General features: G+C 71.0%; 17 protein-coding genes and 1 riboswitch. Of the genes, 6 read left to right on the top strand and 11 right to left on the bottom strand.

What is annotated here, in order from left to right; translation table 11 throughout:
- The first annotated feature begins 167 nt into the window (after positions 1-167).
- Complete coding sequence (locus ID554_RS14210) at positions 168-1172, top strand: zinc metalloprotease (protein WP_117227968.1); 1005 nt, start codon at positions 168-170, stop codon at positions 1170-1172.
- 68 nt (positions 1173-1240) lie between these two features.
- On the opposite strand, the gene ID554_RS14205 is transcribed toward ID554_RS14210, so the two are convergent.
- Positions 1241-1774, bottom strand: coding sequence for a pyridoxamine 5'-phosphate oxidase family protein (locus ID554_RS14205; protein ID WP_117227967.1), 534 nt, complete (start codon positions 1772-1774; stop codon positions 1241-1243).
- A 79-nt stretch (positions 1775-1853) separates the two neighbouring features.
- Here ID554_RS14205 and dcd point away from each other — a divergent pair, with 79 nt between their 5' ends.
- Complete coding sequence (gene dcd / locus ID554_RS14200) at positions 1854-2432, top strand: dCTP deaminase (protein WP_117228048.1); 579 nt, start codon at positions 1854-1856, stop codon at positions 2430-2432.
- Between the two features lie 55 nt (positions 2433-2487).
- Here dcd and ID554_RS14195 read toward each other — a convergent pair whose 3' ends face one another.
- The 4 genes from ID554_RS14195 to ID554_RS14180 all read right to left on the bottom strand — a co-directional run bounded on the left by ID554_RS14195 (position 2488) and on the right by ID554_RS14180 (position 7855).
- Positions 2488-3528 (bottom strand): C40 family peptidase, encoded by a 1041-nt coding sequence (locus ID554_RS14195; RefSeq protein WP_117227966.1) that lies wholly within the window; start codon positions 3526-3528, stop codon positions 2488-2490.
- A gap of 13 nt (positions 3529-3541) precedes the next feature.
- Positions 3542-3677: riboswitch (cyclic di-AMP (ydaO/yuaA leader) on the bottom strand.
- 179 nt (positions 3678-3856) lie between these two features.
- Positions 3857-4870, bottom strand: a complete 1014-nt coding sequence (locus tag ID554_RS14190) for a C40 family peptidase (protein ID WP_223884589.1) — start codon at positions 4868-4870, stop codon at positions 3857-3859.
- Positions 4871-5123: 253 nt separating this feature from the next.
- Complete coding sequence (locus tag ID554_RS14185; RefSeq protein ID WP_117227965.1) at positions 5124-7325, bottom strand: (Fe-S)-binding protein; 2202 nt, start codon at positions 7323-7325, stop codon at positions 5124-5126.
- Between the two features lie 266 nt (positions 7326-7591).
- Positions 7592-7855 (bottom strand): cell division protein CrgA, encoded by a 264-nt coding sequence (locus tag ID554_RS14180; protein ID WP_117227964.1) that lies wholly within the window; start codon positions 7853-7855, stop codon positions 7592-7594.
- Positions 7856-8079: 224 nt separating this feature from the next.
- Between ID554_RS14180 and ID554_RS14175 the strand changes: the two genes are divergently transcribed.
- The 4 genes from ID554_RS14175 (at position 8080) to ID554_RS14160 (ending at position 12110) form a co-directional block, all read left to right on the top strand.
- Positions 8080-8880 (top strand): DUF881 domain-containing protein, encoded by an 801-nt coding sequence (locus ID554_RS14175; protein WP_117228046.1) that lies wholly within the window; start codon positions 8080-8082, stop codon positions 8878-8880.
- A 526-nt stretch (positions 8881-9406) separates the two neighbouring features.
- Positions 9407-11149 (top strand): class E sortase, encoded by a 1743-nt coding sequence (locus ID554_RS14170; RefSeq protein ID WP_396888547.1) that lies wholly within the window; start codon positions 9407-9409, stop codon positions 11147-11149.
- A 2-nt stretch (positions 11150-11151) separates the two neighbouring features.
- Positions 11152-11454: a hypothetical protein gene (locus tag ID554_RS14165; protein ID WP_117227961.1), complete on the top strand. Its 303-nt coding sequence runs from the start codon at positions 11152-11154 to the stop codon at positions 11452-11454.
- A 5-nt stretch (positions 11455-11459) separates the two neighbouring features.
- A complete protein-coding gene (locus ID554_RS14160) occupies positions 11460-12110 on the top strand; it encodes an aminodeoxychorismate/anthranilate synthase component II (protein WP_117227960.1) in 651 nt (216 codons plus the stop codon).
- 77 nt (positions 12111-12187) lie between these two features.
- Here ID554_RS14160 and ID554_RS31665 read toward each other — a convergent pair whose 3' ends face one another.
- From ID554_RS31665 to ID554_RS14135, 6 genes are read right to left on the bottom strand one after another with little or no spacing between them, the layout of a single operon-like run.
- Positions 12188-12400 (bottom strand): hypothetical protein, encoded by a 213-nt coding sequence (locus tag ID554_RS31665; protein WP_223884588.1) that lies wholly within the window; start codon positions 12398-12400, stop codon positions 12188-12190.
- Positions 12401-12420: 20 nt separating this feature from the next.
- On the bottom strand, positions 12421-12885 hold the full coding sequence (locus tag ID554_RS31660) for a SanA/YdcF family protein (RefSeq protein ID WP_223884587.1): 465 nt from the start codon (positions 12883-12885) through the stop codon (positions 12421-12423).
- Positions 12882-14717, bottom strand: coding sequence for a Stk1 family PASTA domain-containing Ser/Thr kinase (gene pknB, locus ID554_RS14150; protein ID WP_117227959.1), 1836 nt, complete (start codon positions 14715-14717; stop codon positions 12882-12884). The genes ID554_RS31660 and pknB overlap by 4 nt, the downstream gene beginning before the upstream one ends.
- Positions 14714-16135, bottom strand: coding sequence for a serine/threonine-protein kinase (locus tag ID554_RS14145; protein ID WP_117227958.1), 1422 nt, complete (start codon positions 16133-16135; stop codon positions 14714-14716). Before ID554_RS14145 ends, pknB begins: the two co-directional genes overlap by 4 nt.
- Before the next feature lies 1 nt (position 16136).
- On the bottom strand, positions 16137-17642 hold the full coding sequence (locus tag ID554_RS14140; RefSeq protein ID WP_117227957.1) for a peptidoglycan D,D-transpeptidase FtsI family protein: 1506 nt from the start codon (positions 17640-17642) through the stop codon (positions 16137-16139).
- On the bottom strand, positions 17639-19129 hold the full coding sequence (locus tag ID554_RS14135; protein WP_117227956.1) for an FtsW/RodA/SpoVE family cell cycle protein: 1491 nt from the start codon (positions 19127-19129) through the stop codon (positions 17639-17641). The genes ID554_RS14140 and ID554_RS14135 overlap by 4 nt, the downstream gene beginning before the upstream one ends.
- Positions 19130-19132: the final 3 nt, after the last annotated feature.

The raw sequence follows: 19132 nt of genomic DNA, 5'->3' as shown, positions 1-19132 counted from the left end.
CCCCCGCCGACCACCCCGCCCGGCCCGCCTCCGCATGCTCCGCAAGAAGTTGCATGCCGGCAACACATAAGCATTCTCAAATGTGTCTATACGTCGTAACGTCTGGCCCATGTTTCCCGCACGGCGCGACACAACCCCCGGTCGCGTCAACAGAAAGAGGTGGGCTTATGGGGCTCCGTCCCGCCGTCCTGCTGAACCGGCGGATCGCCGGGATCGCATCGACGTCGCTGGCGGTGGCGCTCAGTGTGGCCACGGTCGGTCTGCTGCCGGCGGCCACCACGGCCGCCATTCCGACGGCTGCCGCCGTCTCCGCCGACGAGGTGTGTGAGGACCCGACGGGCACGGCGGCCCGGGTCCGTGGTGACGCGGTCGTCAAGCACGACCCGAACGAGTTGACCATCGCCCAGGTGCACCAGCGGGAGGCGGAGTTCGCCGACCTGTTGCAGGAACGGGCCAAACGGGTCGGTCAGCGTGCGCTGAACGCCGAGGCCGCCGCAGCCTCGGTCACCATCCCGGTGGTGGTGCACGTGATCCGCAGGGACACCACCCGGGCCGGCGGGAACATCCCCGACTCGATGATCCAGTCGCAGATCAACGTGTTGAACCCGTCGTTCGCCGGGTCGACGGGCGGTGCCGCCACCGCCTTCGCATTCCAGTTGCAGAGCATCAACCGGGTCACCAACACGTCGTGGTACCCGATCCGGCAGGGCTCGACGGCCGAGCGGCAGATGAAGACCCAGCTCCGCCAGGGCACCAAGGGCACGCTCAACGTCTATCTCGGTGCGCTGAGCAGTGGCCTGCTCGGGTGGGCGACCTTCCCGCAGACCACGCTGAACGTGATGGACGGCGTGGTGGTGCTCAGCGAGTCGCTGCCCGGCGGCACCGCCACCAACTACAACCAGGGTGACACCGGCACCCACGAGGTCGGCCACTGGCTGAACCTCTACCACACCTTCCAGGGCGGCTGCGCCGGCAGCGGGGACCAGGTCGCCGACACCCCGGCGGAGGCGTCGCCAGCCTACCAGTGCCCGACCGGGCGGGACACCTGCTCCAGCACGGGGCTGGACCCGATCACCAACTTCATGGACTACACGTACGACACCTGCATGTACCAGTTCACCCCGGGCCAGGCGACCCGGATGATCAATGCGTGGAACACCTACCGCGCGTAGCGCGGGAGTCGTCGAGGCGTACCCCCCGGTGCCGGTCCCATCGTCAGGCGGGGCCGGCACCGGTCGGTTCAGGCCGCGCGGACATGTCGGGCCGTGCGGGTCGGGTGGGGCGTGGGCCGGGCGGCCTGCGGGGTGGCACCGGCCGGGTCGAGCCAGACCTGCACGGCTGGCTGGCCGACCAGCCCGCCGGTGGCGGCGCGCTCGTGGCGGGCGAGCATCGCCACGTCGACGGTGAACTCGAACAGACGCCAGTCGGCGTGCGGGGCGGCGCGGGCCGCGAGCGCCAGCCGGGCCACCGTGGCGTCGTCGGTGACCGGTCGGGCGCGGCCGGCGACGTACGCCTCGTCGTCGCTCTCCTCCGCCGGGAACGAGTGCAGCGCGTACCGCCCGTCGCGTTCCAGGTCGCGCCGCTTCGGCGAGTCGATCACGAAGCAGAAGAGACCGTCGGCGGTGATCACCGGGGAGACCGGGTGCACCCGGGGCCCGCCGTCGGCGCGGACCGTGGCCAGGTAGCCGAAGCCCGGGCCGTACTGCTGCAGGAGAAGGCGGATCCCGTCGGCGAGTCGAGGCTCGTCAGCGGTGAATTCGGACCAGGAAGCCATGCCGACACCCTATAGAACATACGTTCTAAGCAGGTAGTCCGACACGCAGGTCACGCATACCGACAGCTATGGTGTGGCGATGCTGCTCTCCGACCGCGACCTGGTCTCCGAGATCAAGGCGGGCACCCTGGCGCTGGAGCCCTTCGAGCCCACGCTGGTGCAGCCGTCCAGCATCGACGTCCGCCTGGACAAGCTGTTCCGGGTGTTCAACAACCACCTCTACACACACATCGACCCGGCCACCCAGCAGGACGACCTCACCTCGCCGGTGGAGGTGCCCGACGGCGAGCCGTTCGTGCTGCACCCGGGCGAGTTCGTGCTCGCCTCCACGCTTGAGCTGATCTCGCTCGGCGACCAACTCGCCGGCCGACTCGAAGGCAAGTCCAGCCTCGGCCGCCTCGGCCTGCTGACGCACTCCACCGCAGGCTTCATCGACCCCGGCTTCTCCGGTCACGTCACGCTGGAGCTGTCCAACGTGGCCAACCTGCCGATCATGCTCTGGCCCGGCATGAAGATCGGCCAGCTCTGCATCTTCCGGCTCTCCTCGCCCGCCGAGCACCCGTACGGCTCGCTCGTCTACGGCTCGCGCTACCAGGGTCAGCGTGGCCCGACGCCGAGCCGCGCCTGGCGGAACTGGCGTACCTGGCCGACCCGCTGACGACCGGCGGGCCTGCGCTGCGCAGACGCGGGCCCGTGGTCGTCCGCCCAACGACTCAGCCGGGTCGACCGAAACTGTGGATCGGACTGCTGTCCATCCGTTTCATCGTGATCGGCTTGCCCGCGCGGGAGGCGTGCACCACCCAGCCGCCACCGACGTACATGCCGACGTGGTGCAGGTCGCGGTAGTAGAAGACCAGATCACCCGGACGCAGGTCGCCGCGACCGACCGAGGCCGTGACCTGCCGCTGGCGCGCCGCGTTGTGCGGCAGCGCCACCCCGGCCCGCGCCCACGAGGCCAGCATCAACCCCGAGCAGTCGTACGCGTGCGGCCCCTCGGCGCCCCACGAGTACGGCTTGCCGATCTGGGCGCACGCGAAGCTGACCGCCTCACCGGCCGGGCCGCCCGGGTAGGTGGCCGGACAGGGCGCCGGCCGCAGCGGACCACCCCCACCGTCGTCGTACGCGCGCAGCCGCAACCGTTGCAACCGCTCGATCTCGGTGTCGATCTGCCGCCGCTCCACGGCCAGGTCGGCCGAGGTCAGGTTCAGCTCGGCGATGGTTCGGTCCAGCCCGGCCCGGGTGGCGGCGAGTTCGTCGCGCAGTTCACTCGCCTGCCGTACGTCCTCCCGCTGGAAGCGGGCGTACCGGTCGAGCAAACCGAGCTGTGCGACGACCTCGCCCGGCGACCGGCTGCCCAGCAGTGTGTTCACGGCGCGCACCGGCTCGCCCCGGTACGCCCGCGCGGCCAGCGCGCCGACCCGTTTCATCGCCTCGTCCACCTGCTGTTGCAGCGGGGCGATGCGGGCGGTCAGGGCGTCCGCCTCGCGGCGGGTGCCGGCCAGGTCCTGCCGGGTGGCGTTGTGCCGTTCGATGACGGCTTCGAGCCGGTTCCAGTCCTCGTCGATCTGGCGCTCGATGTCGTCGACCGTGGGGTCGGCGTGGGCCGCCGTCGCGCCACCGGTCAGCATGACGGCGGTCGCGGCGAGTGCGGCGAGTGCGGTGGTGCAGCGGTACCAGCGGGATCGCGACGCAGCCGTCGTCGGGCCGGGCTTCGCCGGCCGGCGCGACGGTGGCCGCGGGGCATGGTGTGCCACCGGGCTCCGTACTCCATTCTTCCCAGACCGCCTACCGGGTTAGCTGACGGGTTCGGGCACCCGGGACGCCCTACCGCGACCATCGCGGACTCACCCCGGAAAACCTGGTTCCCCGGCTCGCTTGGACTGCGACTCGGCGGTGTCGGACCGTCACCGCCCGGGATGGGCGATCCTGCCAGCGGGCCGACGATTGCCCAGCGTAGGGACGACCGGCGTCGATACGCAACACGTCCACACCGTCACTCTCGGTGCAGTTATCCGACAACAGGGAAGGCCCCCGGTCGCTTGACCGGGGGCCTTCTGTCGTTCCTGCGTACGCGCTCAGGCGTCAGCCGGGGCGGCGGAAGCCGGCGACCGGCATCGTCGTGATGGGCGAGACGTTGACCGGTCTACCGGCCCGTGGGGCGTGGACCATCGTGTTGTTGCCCAGATAGAGCCCGACGTGACTCACGTCGCTGCGGAAGAAGACGAGGTCACCGGGGCGGGCGTCGGCCCGGGAGATCGCCTTGCCCTCCCGCCACTGGGCACCGGTGAAGTGGGTGAGGTGGATACCCGCCGCCTTGTACGCGTACTGGGTCAGGCCGGAGCAGTCGAACGAGTTCGGCCCGGTGGCACCCCAGACGTACGGCTTGCCGACCTGCGCGCAGGCCGTCCGGATGGCCGTCCGGGCCGCGTCGCTGACCACACCGTTGATGGTCGGGCAGTTGGTGGTCTTGACCGTGGTCACCGGCAGCGACCGCTCCAGCCGCTTGATCTCGGCGTCGATTTGCTTCCTCTTCGCCGCCAGTTGTTTCTGCTTGGCCTCCTGGTCGACGATCAGCGTGTCGAGCGTGGCCTTCTGGTCGTCGTACTTCTTCCGGATCTTCATCACGCCCTCAAGCTGGCGGCGCTCATCCCAGGCAAGCCGGTCGAGGAGGGCCATCTGCTCACCGAGCTGGTCCGGCTTCGCGTTGAGCAGCACCGCGCCGAGTTCCTGCGAGGGGCCGGTGATGTAGTACCGAGAGGCGAGGCCGGCGACGCGGTTCATCGCCAGCTCCGCCTCCAGCGCCAGCGGCTGGATCTTCTTCTCCAGCTTCTCGGACTTCTCGCGGTTGACCCGCAGCTCCGAGCGCACCTTGTTGAACTGCTCGATGGTGGGTTCGAGCTGCTGCCACTGCTTGTCGATCTGGCGCTCGATCTCGTCCACCGACGGCTCGGCGTACGCGGGCGCGGCGAGCAGACCGGCACCGACCGCGGCGGCGGCGACCAGGACGACCAGGCCGCGTACGGCTTTGCGCAGCCCGCGCGCGGGGGTGGACCGTCCCGACGCGTGACGATGGAGGGGCATGGTTGCCACCGGCACCGACTCCTTTGCGACCGACCACCGGGCGTCCCGCGAGCGGTAGGGGGCGAGACAGACGACCCACGGCGGCCGGTGCCCCACATTAGGGGAACGCGCGGAGCGGAATCAAGGCGACCAACGGCTCATTCACCTTTGCGCGACCGACCGCACACAAAGGGTGTCGACCAATTCGTTACAGTTATCTACGCCAATACAAAAATCGGGGCGTGTCGGCATCCGCACGGATGCCGACACGCCCCGACGTACGCGCTGGTCACCCGGCGGCCGGCTCGCCCTCCTCGGCGCCCCGGGCCTGCTCGGGCTTGACCGACCGCAGCAGCACGCTGGCCACGTCGACCACCTCGACCTGGTCGCCGGCGCCCTTGCCGTTGACTCCGTCACTCAGCATCGTCGAGCAGAACGGACAGCCGACCGCGACGGTCTTCGCACCGGTGGACATGGCCTCCTCGACCCGATCCACATTGATCCGCTTGCCGATCCGCTCCTCCATCCACATGCGCGCGCCACCGGCGCCGCAGCAGAAGGAGCGCTCACTGTTGCGCGGCATCTCGACCAGGCCGTTCTCGGCGCCGACAGCGCTGCCCAACACCTCGCGCGGCGGGGCGAAGACACGGTTGTGCCGACCCAGGTAGCACGGGTCGTGGTAGGTGACGCCGCCGTCGACCGGCTGCACCGGGGTCAGCTTGCCGGTGGCGACCAGGTGCGCCAGCAACTGGGTGTGGTGCACCACCTCGAACTCACCGCCGAGCTGGCCGTACTCGTTGCCCAGGGTGTTGAAGCAGTGCGGACAGGTTGCGACGATCTTCCGCTTGGCCTTCTCGCGGCCCTCGAACGCCTCGTTGAGGGTCTCCACGTTCTGCTGGGCGAGCATCTGGAAGACGAACTCGTTGCCGATCCGGCGGGCCGGGTCGCCGGAGCAGGTCTCGCCCTCACCGAGGATGGCGAACGAGACGCCGGCCTCGTTCAGCAGCGTGGCGACCGCCCGGGTGGTCTTCTTCGCCCGGTCCTCGAACGCACCGGCACAGCCCACCCAGAACAGGTACTCGAAGTCCTCGACCTCGCCGACCCGGGGCACCTCGAATTCGAGGCCCTTGGTCCAGTCCTCCCGGGTGTTCTGCGGCGCTCCCCAGGGGTTGCCCTTGTTCTCCAGGTTGCGCAGCATCACGCCGGCCTCGGAGGGGAAGTTCGACTCGATCAACACCTGGTAGCGACGCATGTCCACGATGTGGTCGACGTGCTCGATGTCCACCGGGCACTGTTCCACGCAGGCACCACAGGTGGTGCACGACCAGAGCACGTCCGGGTCGATCACGCCGCCCGCCTCGGCGTCGCCGATCAGCGGCTTCTCCGCCTCGGCGAGCGCCAGCACATCGACGTGGGCGAGCTGCGCGGCGGTGGCCTTCTCCTCGCCGGTGAGGTCCTTGCCGCCGCCGGCCAGCAGATAGGGCGCCTTGGCGTACGCGTGGTCGCGGAGGCTGAGCACCAGCAGCTTCGGCGATAGCGGCTTGCCGGTGTTCCAGGCCGGGCACTGCGACTGGCACCGGCCGCACTCGGTGCAGGTGCTGAAGTCCAGCAGGCCCTTCCAGGTGAACTGCTCGACGTGCGCGACGCCGAACTGATCGGACTCCGGATCGGCCTCCTCGAAGTCGAGCGGCTTGCCCTCGCTCATCATCGGCCGCAGCGGCCCGAGACCGGAGCCGGACGCACCCGGCTTCCGCTTGAAGTAGATGTTGGGGAAGGCGAGGAAGCGGTGCCAGGCGACGCCCATGGTCACGTTCAGCGAGATCACGATGAGCCAGGTCATCGAGATCGCGATCTTGATGAGGGCGGCGATGCTGACCCCGGACTCCCAGTCCGGCAGCGCCGAGCCGACCGCGTGACTCAGCGGGGTGGCCCAGGTCGGGTACTCGAAGTGGTCGGTGGCGACCTTGAAACCACGGATCAGGAAGCCCATGACCAGAACGGCGAGGACGACCGTCTCGACGAAGTAGCCCTGCCACATGGTGGAACCGGTGAACCGCGACCGGCGTCCGGCCTGGCTCGGCCGGTTGGCCACCCGGATGGCGATCAGCACCACGATGCCGACGACACCGAGGATGCCGATCCACTCGGTGACCAGTCCGTAGAGCGCCCAGCCACCGATCAGCGGCAGCCCGGCGGTCGGCGACACCACCTCGAAGTACGCCTCGAGCACCAGGAGCGACAGCACGAGGAAACCGACCATCACGAACCAGTGCGCAGCGCCGACCACGCTCCAGCGGAGCATCCGGGTGTGCCCGGCGGTCTCCGCGAGCATCGTCTTCGTACGCCCGAGGTGGTCGCCGGAGCGGGAGGGGTCGGGCTGACCCAGCCGGATCACGGCGAACAACTTCGAGACCGCGCGCACCGCAAGCCACACCGCCACGGCGGTGATGGCGGCCGCGAGGATCGTGGTGACGATCTGGACGCTGCCCATCGCGTTGGCCTCCCGGTCTGCTGCCTGTCGAGCGGCTCAGCGACCGGGGTCGGGGTGCGATTGGTCACGCCTGGGTGCCGCACCTCGACCCGGATCGGTCGATGACCTCGGTCCACTCGGTCATGCGATGCAGCTTACGCGCAAGGTTACTCAGCAGTAACGTGAGACTTCTCGCACCTGGGCCACGCCGCCCTGGGCACACCTTAGGAGGCCGCCGCCGAATCCGCTCGGTCGGGGCCCGGGACGGGTGGTCCTGAGCTGGGGAATCAGCGCCAGCGCGAGAGCAGGATCAGCGAGGCGACCATCGCGCCGAAGCCGACCGCGAGGTTCCAGTACCCGAGCTCCATGACCGGGTACTCCTGCTCGGACAGGTAGTAGACCACCAGCCAGGCGATGCCGAAGGCGATCAGCGACACGGCCGTGGCGGGCAGCCAGACCGGGCTCGGCTTGCGGGACGTCGATGCCGTCGTCGGGCGGACGTCCGTAGGCGGGGTGTACACCTTCTTCTTGCGGACCTGAGACTTGGGCACGACGCTCTCCAGAGGGGTTACGACCTCGTCCGGCCTGACAACCGGGCGCGGGGGCGACGGTCCATGGCCAATAATGTTCCGACAGCTAGCGTAGTCCGGAAGGCCCGTCCAATCCACGAATGGGGCCAGACCGATGCCTGGCACCCTGGAATCGGAGGGTTGGGCGGCTGTTCGCTCCGCCGCACCCAGGGGTGCCGGAGCCGGAGGACAAGGGGGAACGGCCCGTGGAGTACACGTCCGGCGCGGCGTCGTGGCGGAAGGCGCTGCGACGACTCGTCGCCGGGTTGCTGCCCCGCCGGCCGCGTCAGCGCCGTCCGGGCTGGTCGATCGGGGTACCGCTGATCGCCGCCGCAGCCGGCCTGCTCTTCACCACCACCGCCACCACGGCAGGCGGCACCATCCTGCGCGAGGACCGACGCCCGCAGCTCGCCGAGCTGATCGAGGACCGCCGCGCCCAGGTGGCGGCGAACGAGGAGCGCGCTGCGACGCTGCGCAAGGAGGTCGAGAGCCGTACGGCCGACCTCGCCGGCTCGGACGAGCCGATCAGGGAGCAGCAGGAGCGCGCCACCGCCAGCCTCTCCACCGCCGGCTTCACCGAGTTGACCGGTCAGGGAATGACCGTAGAGCTCGACGACGCGCCCCGGCTCAGCAACCCGCCCGAAGGGGCCAGCAACGACGACCTGGTCGTACACCAGGGTGATGTCCAGGCGGTGGTGAACGCGCTGTGGGCCGGTGGCGCCGAAGCCATGTCAATCATGAACGTCCGCGTCCTGGCGACCAGCGCGGTACGCTGCGTGGGTAACACCCTGCTGCTGCACGGCCGGGTGTACTCCCCTCCGTTCAAGATCGTAGCAATTGGCGACCCCGCCGCACTGCGGCAGGCCCTCGCCGCTTCCGAGGGAGTCCGGTGGTTCAGGGACGCGGTCGACAACTATCAGCTCGGCTACAACGAGGTCCCCGGCACCGTCACCGTGCCTGCTTTCGAGGACTCCACCACCCTGCGATCGGCCACGGTGCCGCAGTGAGGCCGCAGTGAGCCCGCACCCTGACGGCCGGCACCGCGATCAGGCCGACGAGCCCACCGCCTTCCTGTCAAAGGTCGAGCGGCCGGACCCGGCCACGCCCGACACCCGCCACACGGCGCCCCCCGACGGCCGCCACGCGCCCGACACCCGCCAGGTGCCGTCCGACGCGCGGTCGTCGGCCGGGCCCGAGCGCCGTCCGCCGGTCTCGCCCAGCACCCGGCCGTCGGGAACCCCCGACACCCGACCCGGGGAACCCGCCGGCCCGGCCGGTCGCTGGAACACCACGCCCGGCCGGTGGGACACCTCCGACCCGCCGCGAAGCGGGCCGGACCCCCGCTTCGGCGGAACGGCCGGCCAGGGTGGCTCCGGAGCACCCGGTCGTTGGGACGCCGCGCCGAGCCAGGACCGGACACCGAGCCAGGACCGGACGCCGGGTCAGTGGGGCCCGTCGCCGAGCGTGCCGCCGGTCGGTGGCTCCGGTCGACGGCAGAGCCCGGCCGGTGCTGGTCAGTGGAACGGCGTACCGCTGCCCTCCAGTGAGCCGGACATCCCCGTCGAGCCGACCCCGTGGCGCGGGGCCTTCGATACCGGACGTACCACCGCACCCACCCAGCCCGTCGGCACCGCTCCCGGCGGTCCAGGACCGCAGGCGAACGGCACCGGCCCGGGCACGCCCCCGCCCTGGCCCGGCGGGCAGTCGTCACCTTCCGCGCCGCCGGGCGGCGGTCCGGGACGACCGGCCACCGGGCCGGTCCGGCCGGACGCCGGGTCACCGCCGCAGGGGCCCAGGTCCGCGCGGCCGGAAATGCCCGGCCCGGCACCCTCGGGCGGCGGATCCACACTGCCGTGGGCCAGCCCGGTGCGGCCGGCCACGCCGCAACCGGATCACCCACCGACCCGGACCTCACCCGCCGGGCCGGGACAGCCGCCGTACGCCCGGCACGGTCTCGACCCGACGCAGGCGCGGCACGGTACGCAGCACCCGACATCGCCGCACCCTGCATCGCAGCCCACCGGCCCGCAGCCTCCCGCAGCATGGCGGACGGAGAGCCGGGACGGCCGCGACGCCCCGCCCTCGGGACAGCCCACCGACCAGGGCTGGTCGGGTGAGGGGCCGACGGCGCTGATGCCGGCGATCGGCGGCCCGGCCCGCTCTGCCGCCTCCCCGACCGGCGGCACGCCCCCATCGGGGGCTTCCACGCCGTCTCCGACGGGTAGCACGCCCTCGCCGCCGACGCGCGGCGCCTCGGCATCGTCGCCGACCGGCAACACCCCGGCGTTGTCGCCGACCGGCGGTGCTCACACCGGCTCCCGGCCGGACGGCGGTCGGCCGATCGACCCGGCCGCCACCGCCCTCATCCCGGCGGTCACCGGCACCCGGCCGAGCACCCCGCCCGCGATGGAATCGACCGCCCTGATGGGCGCCGTGCCCCGACCGCCGAAGACCGAGGAGCCGGCCGACGGTGCCGACCCGGGCGCCGAGCCGCCCAAGCCGCGACGGGGCGATCGGGTGGTGCAGCTCCGGCCGCACCAGACCGGCGAGGGTTACAAGAGCGTCTACTCGGAGCTGACCCGGCCGTCCGCGTGGTCCCGGATCCGCACCGGCCTGCGCTTCAGCGGCGAGCTGCTGATCACGTTCGGCCTGGTGGTGCTCCTCTTCGCCGGCTACGAGATCTGGGGCAAGTCGGCGATCGTCGACGCACACCAGGGAGAGCTGAGCCAGCAGCTCGCGCAGGCGTGGGGTTCCGAGGGCGACCCGACGGTGGCCCCCTCGGCCAGCGCCGCCTCGCCGTCCGCGTCTCCGAAACCGGCGGTCAGCGGCAAGCCGATCGCCGGACTCTACATCCCTAAGTTCGACAAGGAGTGGATCGTCGTCGAGGGCGTCCGCCAGCAGGACATCCGGTACGCGCCGGGCCACTACCCGGACAGCGCCCTGCCGGGTCAGGTGGGCAACTTCTCCGTGGCCGGGCACCGCAACCGGGCCACCTTCTGGCGGCTGGACGAGTTGCGCGACGGTGACGCGATCGTCGTCGAGAGCCGCACCGAGTGGTACGTCTACCAGGTCACCGAGAACCACATCGTGAAGCCGTCGCAGGTGGAGGTGGTCGCGCCCGTGCCGGGGCGACCAGGGGCCCGGCCGTCCAAGCGGATGCTCACCCTGACCACCTGCAACCCCAAGTTCGACAACTACGAGCGGTTGATCATCCACGCCGAGTTGACCCGTACGCAGCCGAAGGCCGAGGGACGCCCGGCAGAGCTGGGAGCCTGACGATGTACGCCTGGATCTGGCGCAAGCTGCCCTTCGGGCTGCCCGGCAAGCTCGTCGGCAGCCTGCTGCTCGCCACCACCGCAGTGGCGCTGCTCTGGTACGTGGTCTTTCCCTGGGCCGGACCGCTGCTCCCGTTCACCGGCGAGGACGTCCAGGTCACCCAGCAGGACGACGGCCCCGGCGCACCCGGCGGCGACGTGGTGCCCGGCGAGGACCCGTCCGACGACGCCCCGCCCGGCGACGAGCACGACCTGCCGTACGACACCGACCGCAACAACACCCCGCCGCCGGACGAAGACGAGTGAGGCCGATGCGCGTTCTGGTGATCGACAACTACGACTCGTTCGTCTTCAACCTGGTGCAGTACCTCGGTCAGCTCGGCGTGGAGTGCGAGGTGCGGCGCAACGACGAGATCGACGTGGCCGAGGTGGGGCGGGTCGGTGCCGCCGGCATCCTGCTCTCACCAGGGCCGGGCAGTCCCGACCGGGCCGGCATCTGCCTCGACGTGATCCGCCAGTACGCGGGCGAGATCCCGATCATCGGCGTCTGCCTCGGTCACCAGGCGATCGGCGAGGCGTACGGCGCCACCGTCGCCCGTGCCCCGGAGCTGCTGCACGGAAAGACCTCGGAGGTACGCCACCACTCGGTCGGCGTACTCGCCGGTCTGCCCGACCCGTTCACGGCGACCCGCTACCACTCCCTCACCGTCCTGCCCGAGACGCTGCCGGAGGAGCTTGAGGTCACCGGCTGGACGGGATCCGGCGTGGTGATGGCGATGCGGCACCGGACACTGCCGATCGAGGGTGTGCAGTTCCACCCGGAGTCGGTGCTCACCGAGGGCGGCCACCTGATGCTGGCCAACTGGCTGGCCGGCTGCGGCCACCGGGAAGCGCTGGACCGTGCCCCCGCCCTGGCCGCCGAGGTCGACACCCGTCGCCGAGCCGCCTTCGCCACCACCTGACACCGACTCGCCCGGACCGCCGGGGCGGTCACCGGCCGCCCGGACCCACCGAAGCGGTCACCCCGCCCACTGGGACGTCACCGACGCCGCGCCTCGGTGACGCTCGGGTCGGCGGGCGAGCTGACGGCGGGCGGTCGACGGCGGATCGCGTCCAGGACCGCTTTGCCGCTGGCCAGGTAGTCGCGGGCCGCCTTCTGCGCGAGCAGGGTCAATCCGCAGCCCGTGCAGCGCGCGGTCACCCCGTCGGTGTCGATGCCGAGGTGCCGGCAGAGCGTCACGGCACGACCCACGTGGTAGGACTGGGTGACGATCAGGGCCCGTTCGATCCCGTAGACGTCCCGTCCCGTGCCCGCAGGCAACTGTCGTACGTGTCCAGGCCGTGCGGGTCCGCGACGACGCGCTGCGGGTCGACGCCGAGTTGCCCGGTCAGGTGGGCGGCCATCGCCGCCGGGTCGTCCCCGGACGTCCCGCCACCGTCACCCGACACCAGCACCACCCGGGCCCGCCCGCTGTGCACCAGTTCGGCGGCGGTCTCCAGCCGTCCGGCGAGCCGGATGCCGGGCCGCTGTCCGTTCTCGGTGACCGCCGTGCCCAGGACGATCACCACGTCGGCGGTCGGCGCGTCGGCTGCGGAGTACACGTGTCCACGCGCGGACACCGTCGTCCAGAGCCACGGCACGCTCACCAGCAGCAGCGCGACCGCGATGAGGGCGGTGACCCGGATCAGGCGGCGTCGCCACCCTGCCGGTGAACCGGCGGGGGCCGGGTCGGTCACTCGCCGGGGAAGCGGAACGGCGGGAAGCCCGGCGTCGGCACAACCTGGCCACCGCCGCCGCTGCCGCCACCGTCGTCGTCCTCGTCGGGCGGCGGTGTGGTCGGGGTACCGGGCGGCGGCGTCTGCGTCGTCGGGTCCGGATCCGGGTCTTCCGCCTCCGGCACCGAGACGACGATCTTCACCGTGCTGCCCCTGGTCCGCTGGGTGTTGGCGTTCGGGCTCTGGTCGAGTACCCGACCGGCCTGGTCGGCCGGCACCTCGCGGCCCTGATCGACGTCGACCTTGAAGCCGGCGTTCTCCAGCGCCTGCTTCGCCGCCTCCTCGGTGAGATCCTGCACGTTCGGCACCGGCACGACGTTGCCTCGCGACACCGTGATCTCGACCTCGGTGCCCTCCGCCACCGACTCTCCCGCAGCCGGGTCGATCTCCAACACCTGCCCCTTGGGCGCGGCGTTGTCCACTTCCTCGACCTCTACCTTGAGTTTGAGCTTCTCCAGCTCGGCCTCTGCGAAGTCGCGAGTGCTGCCGACGAGGTTCGGGATCTCCACGTCCGGCTTGCCGCCGCAGACCTCCACGGTCACCGCGCTGTTCGGCTGTACCCGCTCACCGGCAGCTGGGGTCTGGGTCACCACGGTGCCCTCTTTGCAGTCCGAGGTGAAGACCGGGTTGACTTCCGCTGTGAGGCCGTTCTGCTCGATCTCAGCGACCGCGTCCTGCTGGCTGAGCCCGGTGAGGGTGGGCACCGGAATGTCCTCGGGATCACGCTGGCCCAGCCACAACGCGGCGACCAGCGCGATCACCGCGAGCACGCCGAGCGCGGCGAACATGGCGATCAGCCAGGACGAGGCACGGCGCTGGCGTGGGTCGCCCACCCGGGCGGGGATCTGTCGCGTCTGCGTGGCACCTGCCGCACCCGACGAGTAGCCCGGGGACGGCGCCATCGCGACCGTCTCGTCCTCGCGCATCACCGGCGTCGCCATCACCGGACGACCGGCCGCCGCCCGGAGCATGTCGGCGCGCATCTCCCCGGCGCTCTGGTAACGGTTGAGCGGGTTCTTGGAGAGCGCCTTGAGCACGATCGCGTCGACCGCCGGGTTGACGTCCGGGTTCAGGTCGCTCGGCGTCGGCGGAGTCTCCCGCACGTGCTGATACGCGACGCTGACCGGACTGTCGCCGACGAACGGCGGGTGGCCGCAGATCAACTCGAAGAGGACGCAGCCGGCGGCGTACACGTCGGAGCGGGCGTCCACGGCCTCGCCGCGCGCCTGCTCCGGCGAGAGGTACTGGGCCGTGCCGATGACCGCGCTGGTCTGCGTCATCGTGGTGGCGCCGCTGGCCAGAGCCCGGGCGATACCGAAGTCCATCACCTTGACCTGGCCGGTCTGGGTGAGCATCACGTTGCCGGGCTTGATGTCGCGGTGGATGATGCCGTGCCGGTGGCTGAACTCCAGCGCCGCGCCGATGTCGGCGCAGATCTCCAGCGCCCGCCGGGGCTGGAGACGGCCCTCGGCGCCGAGCACCTCCTTGAGGGTGCGCCCGTTGACGAACTCCATCACGATAAACGGAAGGGTTTCGCCGGTCGGTGCCTGTTCCTCACCCGTGTCGTAGACCGCGACGATGGCCGGGTGGTTGAGCGAGGCGGCGTTCTGCGCCTCCCGACGGAAACGCATCTGGAATGTGGCGTCCCGGGCCAGATCGGTCCGGAGCATCTTGATCGCGACATCCCGGCCGAGCCGCAGGTCGCGCCCGCGATGCACCTCGGCCATGCCGCCATATCCGAGCAGCTCGCCGACCTGGTACCTGCCACCGAGCAGGCGGGCCTGCGCTGTCATCGCGTCCGTCGTCCTTCACTCGTCGTCGTCTCGTGGCTGCCCGCACCGGGCTGATCCAGTCGACGGTACGCCGTACCGGCCGGATCGTCTCGCCCGTCGAGCCCCGGCACGACGGACGACACCGCTTGCACGGAGACCCCCACCGGCAGGTGGGCGCTGTTTTTCAGCCGCATGTTGTAGGAAATCACGCCGGAACAGAGCAGGACCAGCACGCCCAGCATCACCGCCAGGAACAGCACTCCGGAACGTGACCTACCAGGCGCCGCCTGCGGTGGTGCTGGTCGTGGCGCGTAGCCGGGCGGCACGGCGGCAGCACGCGGGTAGTTGTTGGGCGGCGGCATCGGTCGACCGGCCGGCATCGCCGGCACGGCCGGGGCGACGGTCGTCGGGCGGAGCGGTTGCGCCGCCGGGGGACGCGGCGGCATCGGCGACACCGGCGGCCGGTGGCTCACCGCCGGTGGGCGGCCGGGCGGTGTCGAGTGCGGTGCCGCCGGGGGACGCGGCGGCTGCGGCGTCGGCACCTGAGCGCGTCCCGGAGCCGGTGACGCGGGGGCGGCCGAGATCGGGTTGGCCTGCTGCCCGGCCGCGCGAGCCTGCTGGGACAGCGCCGTCTTGAGCTGCCGGGCCACCCCCGCCAGCATGGCGGCGCTCTGCCAACGGTCCTTCGGATCCTTGGCCATGGCCCGCTCCACCAGGGCGCAGACCTGCGGCGGGATGTCGGACGGCAACTGTCGCGGGGTCTCCCGCACATGCCGCATGGCGATGTCGAGCGGGTTGTCGCCCTCGAAGGGTCGACGCCCGGCGAGACACTGGTACGCGACCACGCCGAGGGCGTACACGTCCGAGGCGGGGGTGGCGACCTGGCCGGTGGCCTGCTCCGGCGAGATGTACGAGGCGGTGCCGAGCACCGAACCGGCGGCGGTGAGCTGCCCGACGAGTTCCGAGCGGGCGATGCCGAAGTCGGTCAGCACCAGCGTGCCGTTGGGCCGGACCAGCAGGTTGCCGGGCTTCACGTCCCGGTGCACGATCCCCTTGAGGTGGGCCGCGTGCAGCGCGTCGGCGGCCTGCGCCACCAACGCCATCGTGCGGGCCGGGGTGAGTCGACCGACCCGGCTCAGCGTGGCCGAGAGCGGGTCGCCCTCCACGTACTCCATCACCAGGAAGGCGATCTCCTGGTCGTTGCCGAAGTCGTAGACGTCGACCACACCCGGGTGGTTGATCGTCGCCATGGTGCGTGCCTCGCCCCGGAAGCGCTCGGCGAAACCGGGCTCGTCCAGCAGTGCCGGGAGCAGGCTCTTGACCGCGACCGTACGGCCGAGGACCTGGTCCAGGCCGCGCCAGACGTCACCCATGCCACCGCTGGCGATCCGCTCGTCGAGACGGTAGCGGTTACCGAGCTGAACTCCCGGACTGAGCATGTCAACGCCCCCCACGGTCGGCGATGACGGCGCGCATGATCTGCCCGGAGATCCGGGCCGCCTCGGCGCTGCCGCCGCTGCCGGCCTCTTCGAGCAGTACGCATACCGCCGAGACCGGTTCCCCGTTGGAGTCGATGGCGAAGCCGATGAACCAGCCGTGGTCGGGCCGGTCGGGCGCCGACTGGGCGGTACCCGTCTTGCCGCCCACGGTGTAACCGTTGATCCGCGAGTTACGGCCGGTGCCGTTCTCCACCACGCTGACCATCATGTCCCGCAGGTCGGCGGCGACCTCCCGGCTGACCGAGCGGCGCAGTTCGCGCGGCTGAGCGGGGTCGTAGACGGTGGTGCGGTCCGGTCCGAGAAGCTGGCGTACCAGGTAGGGCCGCATCTGGCTGCCCTGGTTGGCGACCGCGGCGGCGATCATCGCCCCTTCCAGGGGGCTCATCCGTACGTCGCGCTGCCCGATGGAGGACTGGGCCAGCGCCGCCGGGTCGGCCCCGCCGTCGGGGTTCTGCATGTCGCCGGTACGGCTGGCCGCCACCGGCTGGCCGCCCTCGCCGAGCCGGCCGACTGTCAGATCCTCCTGCTCGAACCCGAACTGCCGGGCCTTCTCCTTGATCACGTCCGGGCCGAGCTGCACACCGAGCTTCGCGAAACCCGTGTTGCAGGAGTCGGTGACCGCCCTCATCAGGGTGACCTCGGACTGCGGGCAGATCGACGGCACCGCGTTGGTGATCGCCTCGCCAGAGGTGGGCGGAGTGTAGCTGGGACCCGCCGGGATGTTGGTGTCCTTGCCGATCCCGTTCTCCAGCGCGGCGGCGGCCACCACCATCTTGAAGGTGGACCCCGGCGGCAGCACCTCGGCCAGCGCCCGGTTGCGCAGCGGACGCTGCGGGTCCTGCTCCAGCTCGTTGTACGCCTTGCTCGCCTCGCTGGTGCTGTGGCTGGCCAGCGGGTTCGGGTCGAAGCTGGGCATGGAGACCAGCGCCTGCACCGCCCCAGTCTTCGGGTCGATGGCGATCGCCGCGCCCTTGCTCACCCCTCGGTTGTTGGTGCGCATCTGGTCGTACGCGACGTCCTGGGCCCGCCGGGAGAGGGTGAGCAACACGTTGCCGCCGGCGGTGCGGTCGCCGGTGAACATGTCCTTGATCCGGTTGGCGATGAGCTGGTCGCTGGTGCCGGCGAGGAAGTCGTTCTCGGACCGCTCGATCCCGGTGTCGGCGAGGTTGACCGGCTTGTAGCCGAGCACGTGGGCGTACTTCGCCCCACCCGGATAGGTCCGCAGGAACCTCAGCTCGCCGTCGGTCTCCTTGCTGACCGCCAGAGCCGTGCCGCCCGCCTCGATGTTGCCGCGACGGCGCTCGTACTCGGCGACCTGGACCCGGCCGTTGTAGTCGCTGGTGCGGTACTCGTCGGCCTTGTACGCCTGGATCCAGTTCAGGTTGGCGAAGAGCATGCCGAACAGAACGATGACGACGACGCCGACCCGGCGCAGGGGTGCGTTCACGGCTTGATCACCTCCGTGGGGGCACCGTGCAGTTGCTCGGGCGGCCCGCCGGACGGACGGTTCACCTTGCCGCCGACGCCGGTCACCGGGCGGCGCCCGGCGTCGGAGACTCGCAGCAACACCGCGACGAGCAGCCAGTTCGCCATCAGCGAGGAGCCACCGGCGGAGAGGAACGGGGTGGTCTGACCGGTGAGCGGGATGAGCCCGCTGATGCCACCGACGATCACGAAGACCTGCAGCGCGAGGGTGAAGGCCAGGCCACCGGCGAGCAGCTTGCCGAAGGAGTCGCGTACCGCGATCGCGGCCCGCAGCCCGCGCTCCACGATCAGCAGATAGATCACCAGCAGCGCGGAGAGGCCGAACAGGCCGATCTCCTCGCCGAGGCCGGCGAAGATGAAGTCGTTCTGCACCTCCGGGAGCAGCAGCGGCTGGCCGCCGCCCGGCCCGGCACCGAACATCCCGCCGGTGCCGAGCGCGAGCAGCCCCTGCACCAGTTGGTAACCGGAGTCGTACGGCTCGGCGAACGGGTCGAGCCAGATCTCCGCCCGCACGTAGAAGTTCGCGAACGGTCCACCGACCGCCTCCCCGAGCACGTACGCGAGGTAGGCGCCGCCGAAGAAGAGGACCAGACCGATGAGCAGCCAACTGACCCGTTCGGTGGCGATGTACACCGTCGCCACGAACATGCCGAAGTAGAGCAGCGAGGTGCCCAGGTCCTTCTCGAAGATCAGCACCAACAGGCTGATCACCCAGACCACGAGCACCGGGCCGAGGTCACGCCCGCGCGGGAAGTCGATGCCGAGGAACCGGTGACTGGCCAGCGAGAGCACCTCGCGCTTGCGGACCAGGTAGTAGGCGAAGAAGACCAGCAGGGCGAGCTTGGCGAACTCGCCGGGCTGGATCGAGAAGCTGCCGATGCGGACCCAGAGCTTGGCGCCGTTGATCTCGGAAATGCTGGCCGGCAGCACCGCCGGCAGCATGACCAGCACGATGCCCGCCAGGCCCAGGGTGTACGCGTACCGGGAGATCGAGCGGTGGTCCCGCATCAGGGCCAGCAGCCCGGCGGCGAGGATCACCGAGATCAGCGTCCAGGCCAACTGCCGCCCGCCGGTGCCGGCGAAGGTGGCCATGTCGACCCGCTCCTCGGGGGCCGACCGGGCCAGGTCCAGCCGGTGGAGGAAGCCGACGCCGAGCCCGTTGAGCAGGGCCACCGCCGGCAGCAGGGCCGGGTCGGCGAAGGGTGCCAGGAACCGGATGACCAGGTGCATGCCGAGGAACACCGCGGTGAGCGCGGCGGCCGGAACCCAGAAGGTCGGGGTGACCGTGTCGAGCACGTTCGCCTCGACCATCGCCCCGTACGCCGCGACCAGGGCCATCGCCAGCAACAGCAGCGACAGCTCGGCATTACGCCGGGACCGGGCCAGGCGTACGCCGGAACGCTCGCCCGCGTTGGCGGGCGAGGTTGCCGGGGTGGCCGCTGCGGTCACGAT

Source organism: Micromonospora craniellae (genome assembly GCF_014764405.1).
GTDB lineage: Bacteria > Actinomycetota > Actinomycetes > Mycobacteriales > Micromonosporaceae > Micromonospora > Micromonospora craniellae.
This window is presented reverse-complemented; position numbering and strand designations above follow the sequence as displayed.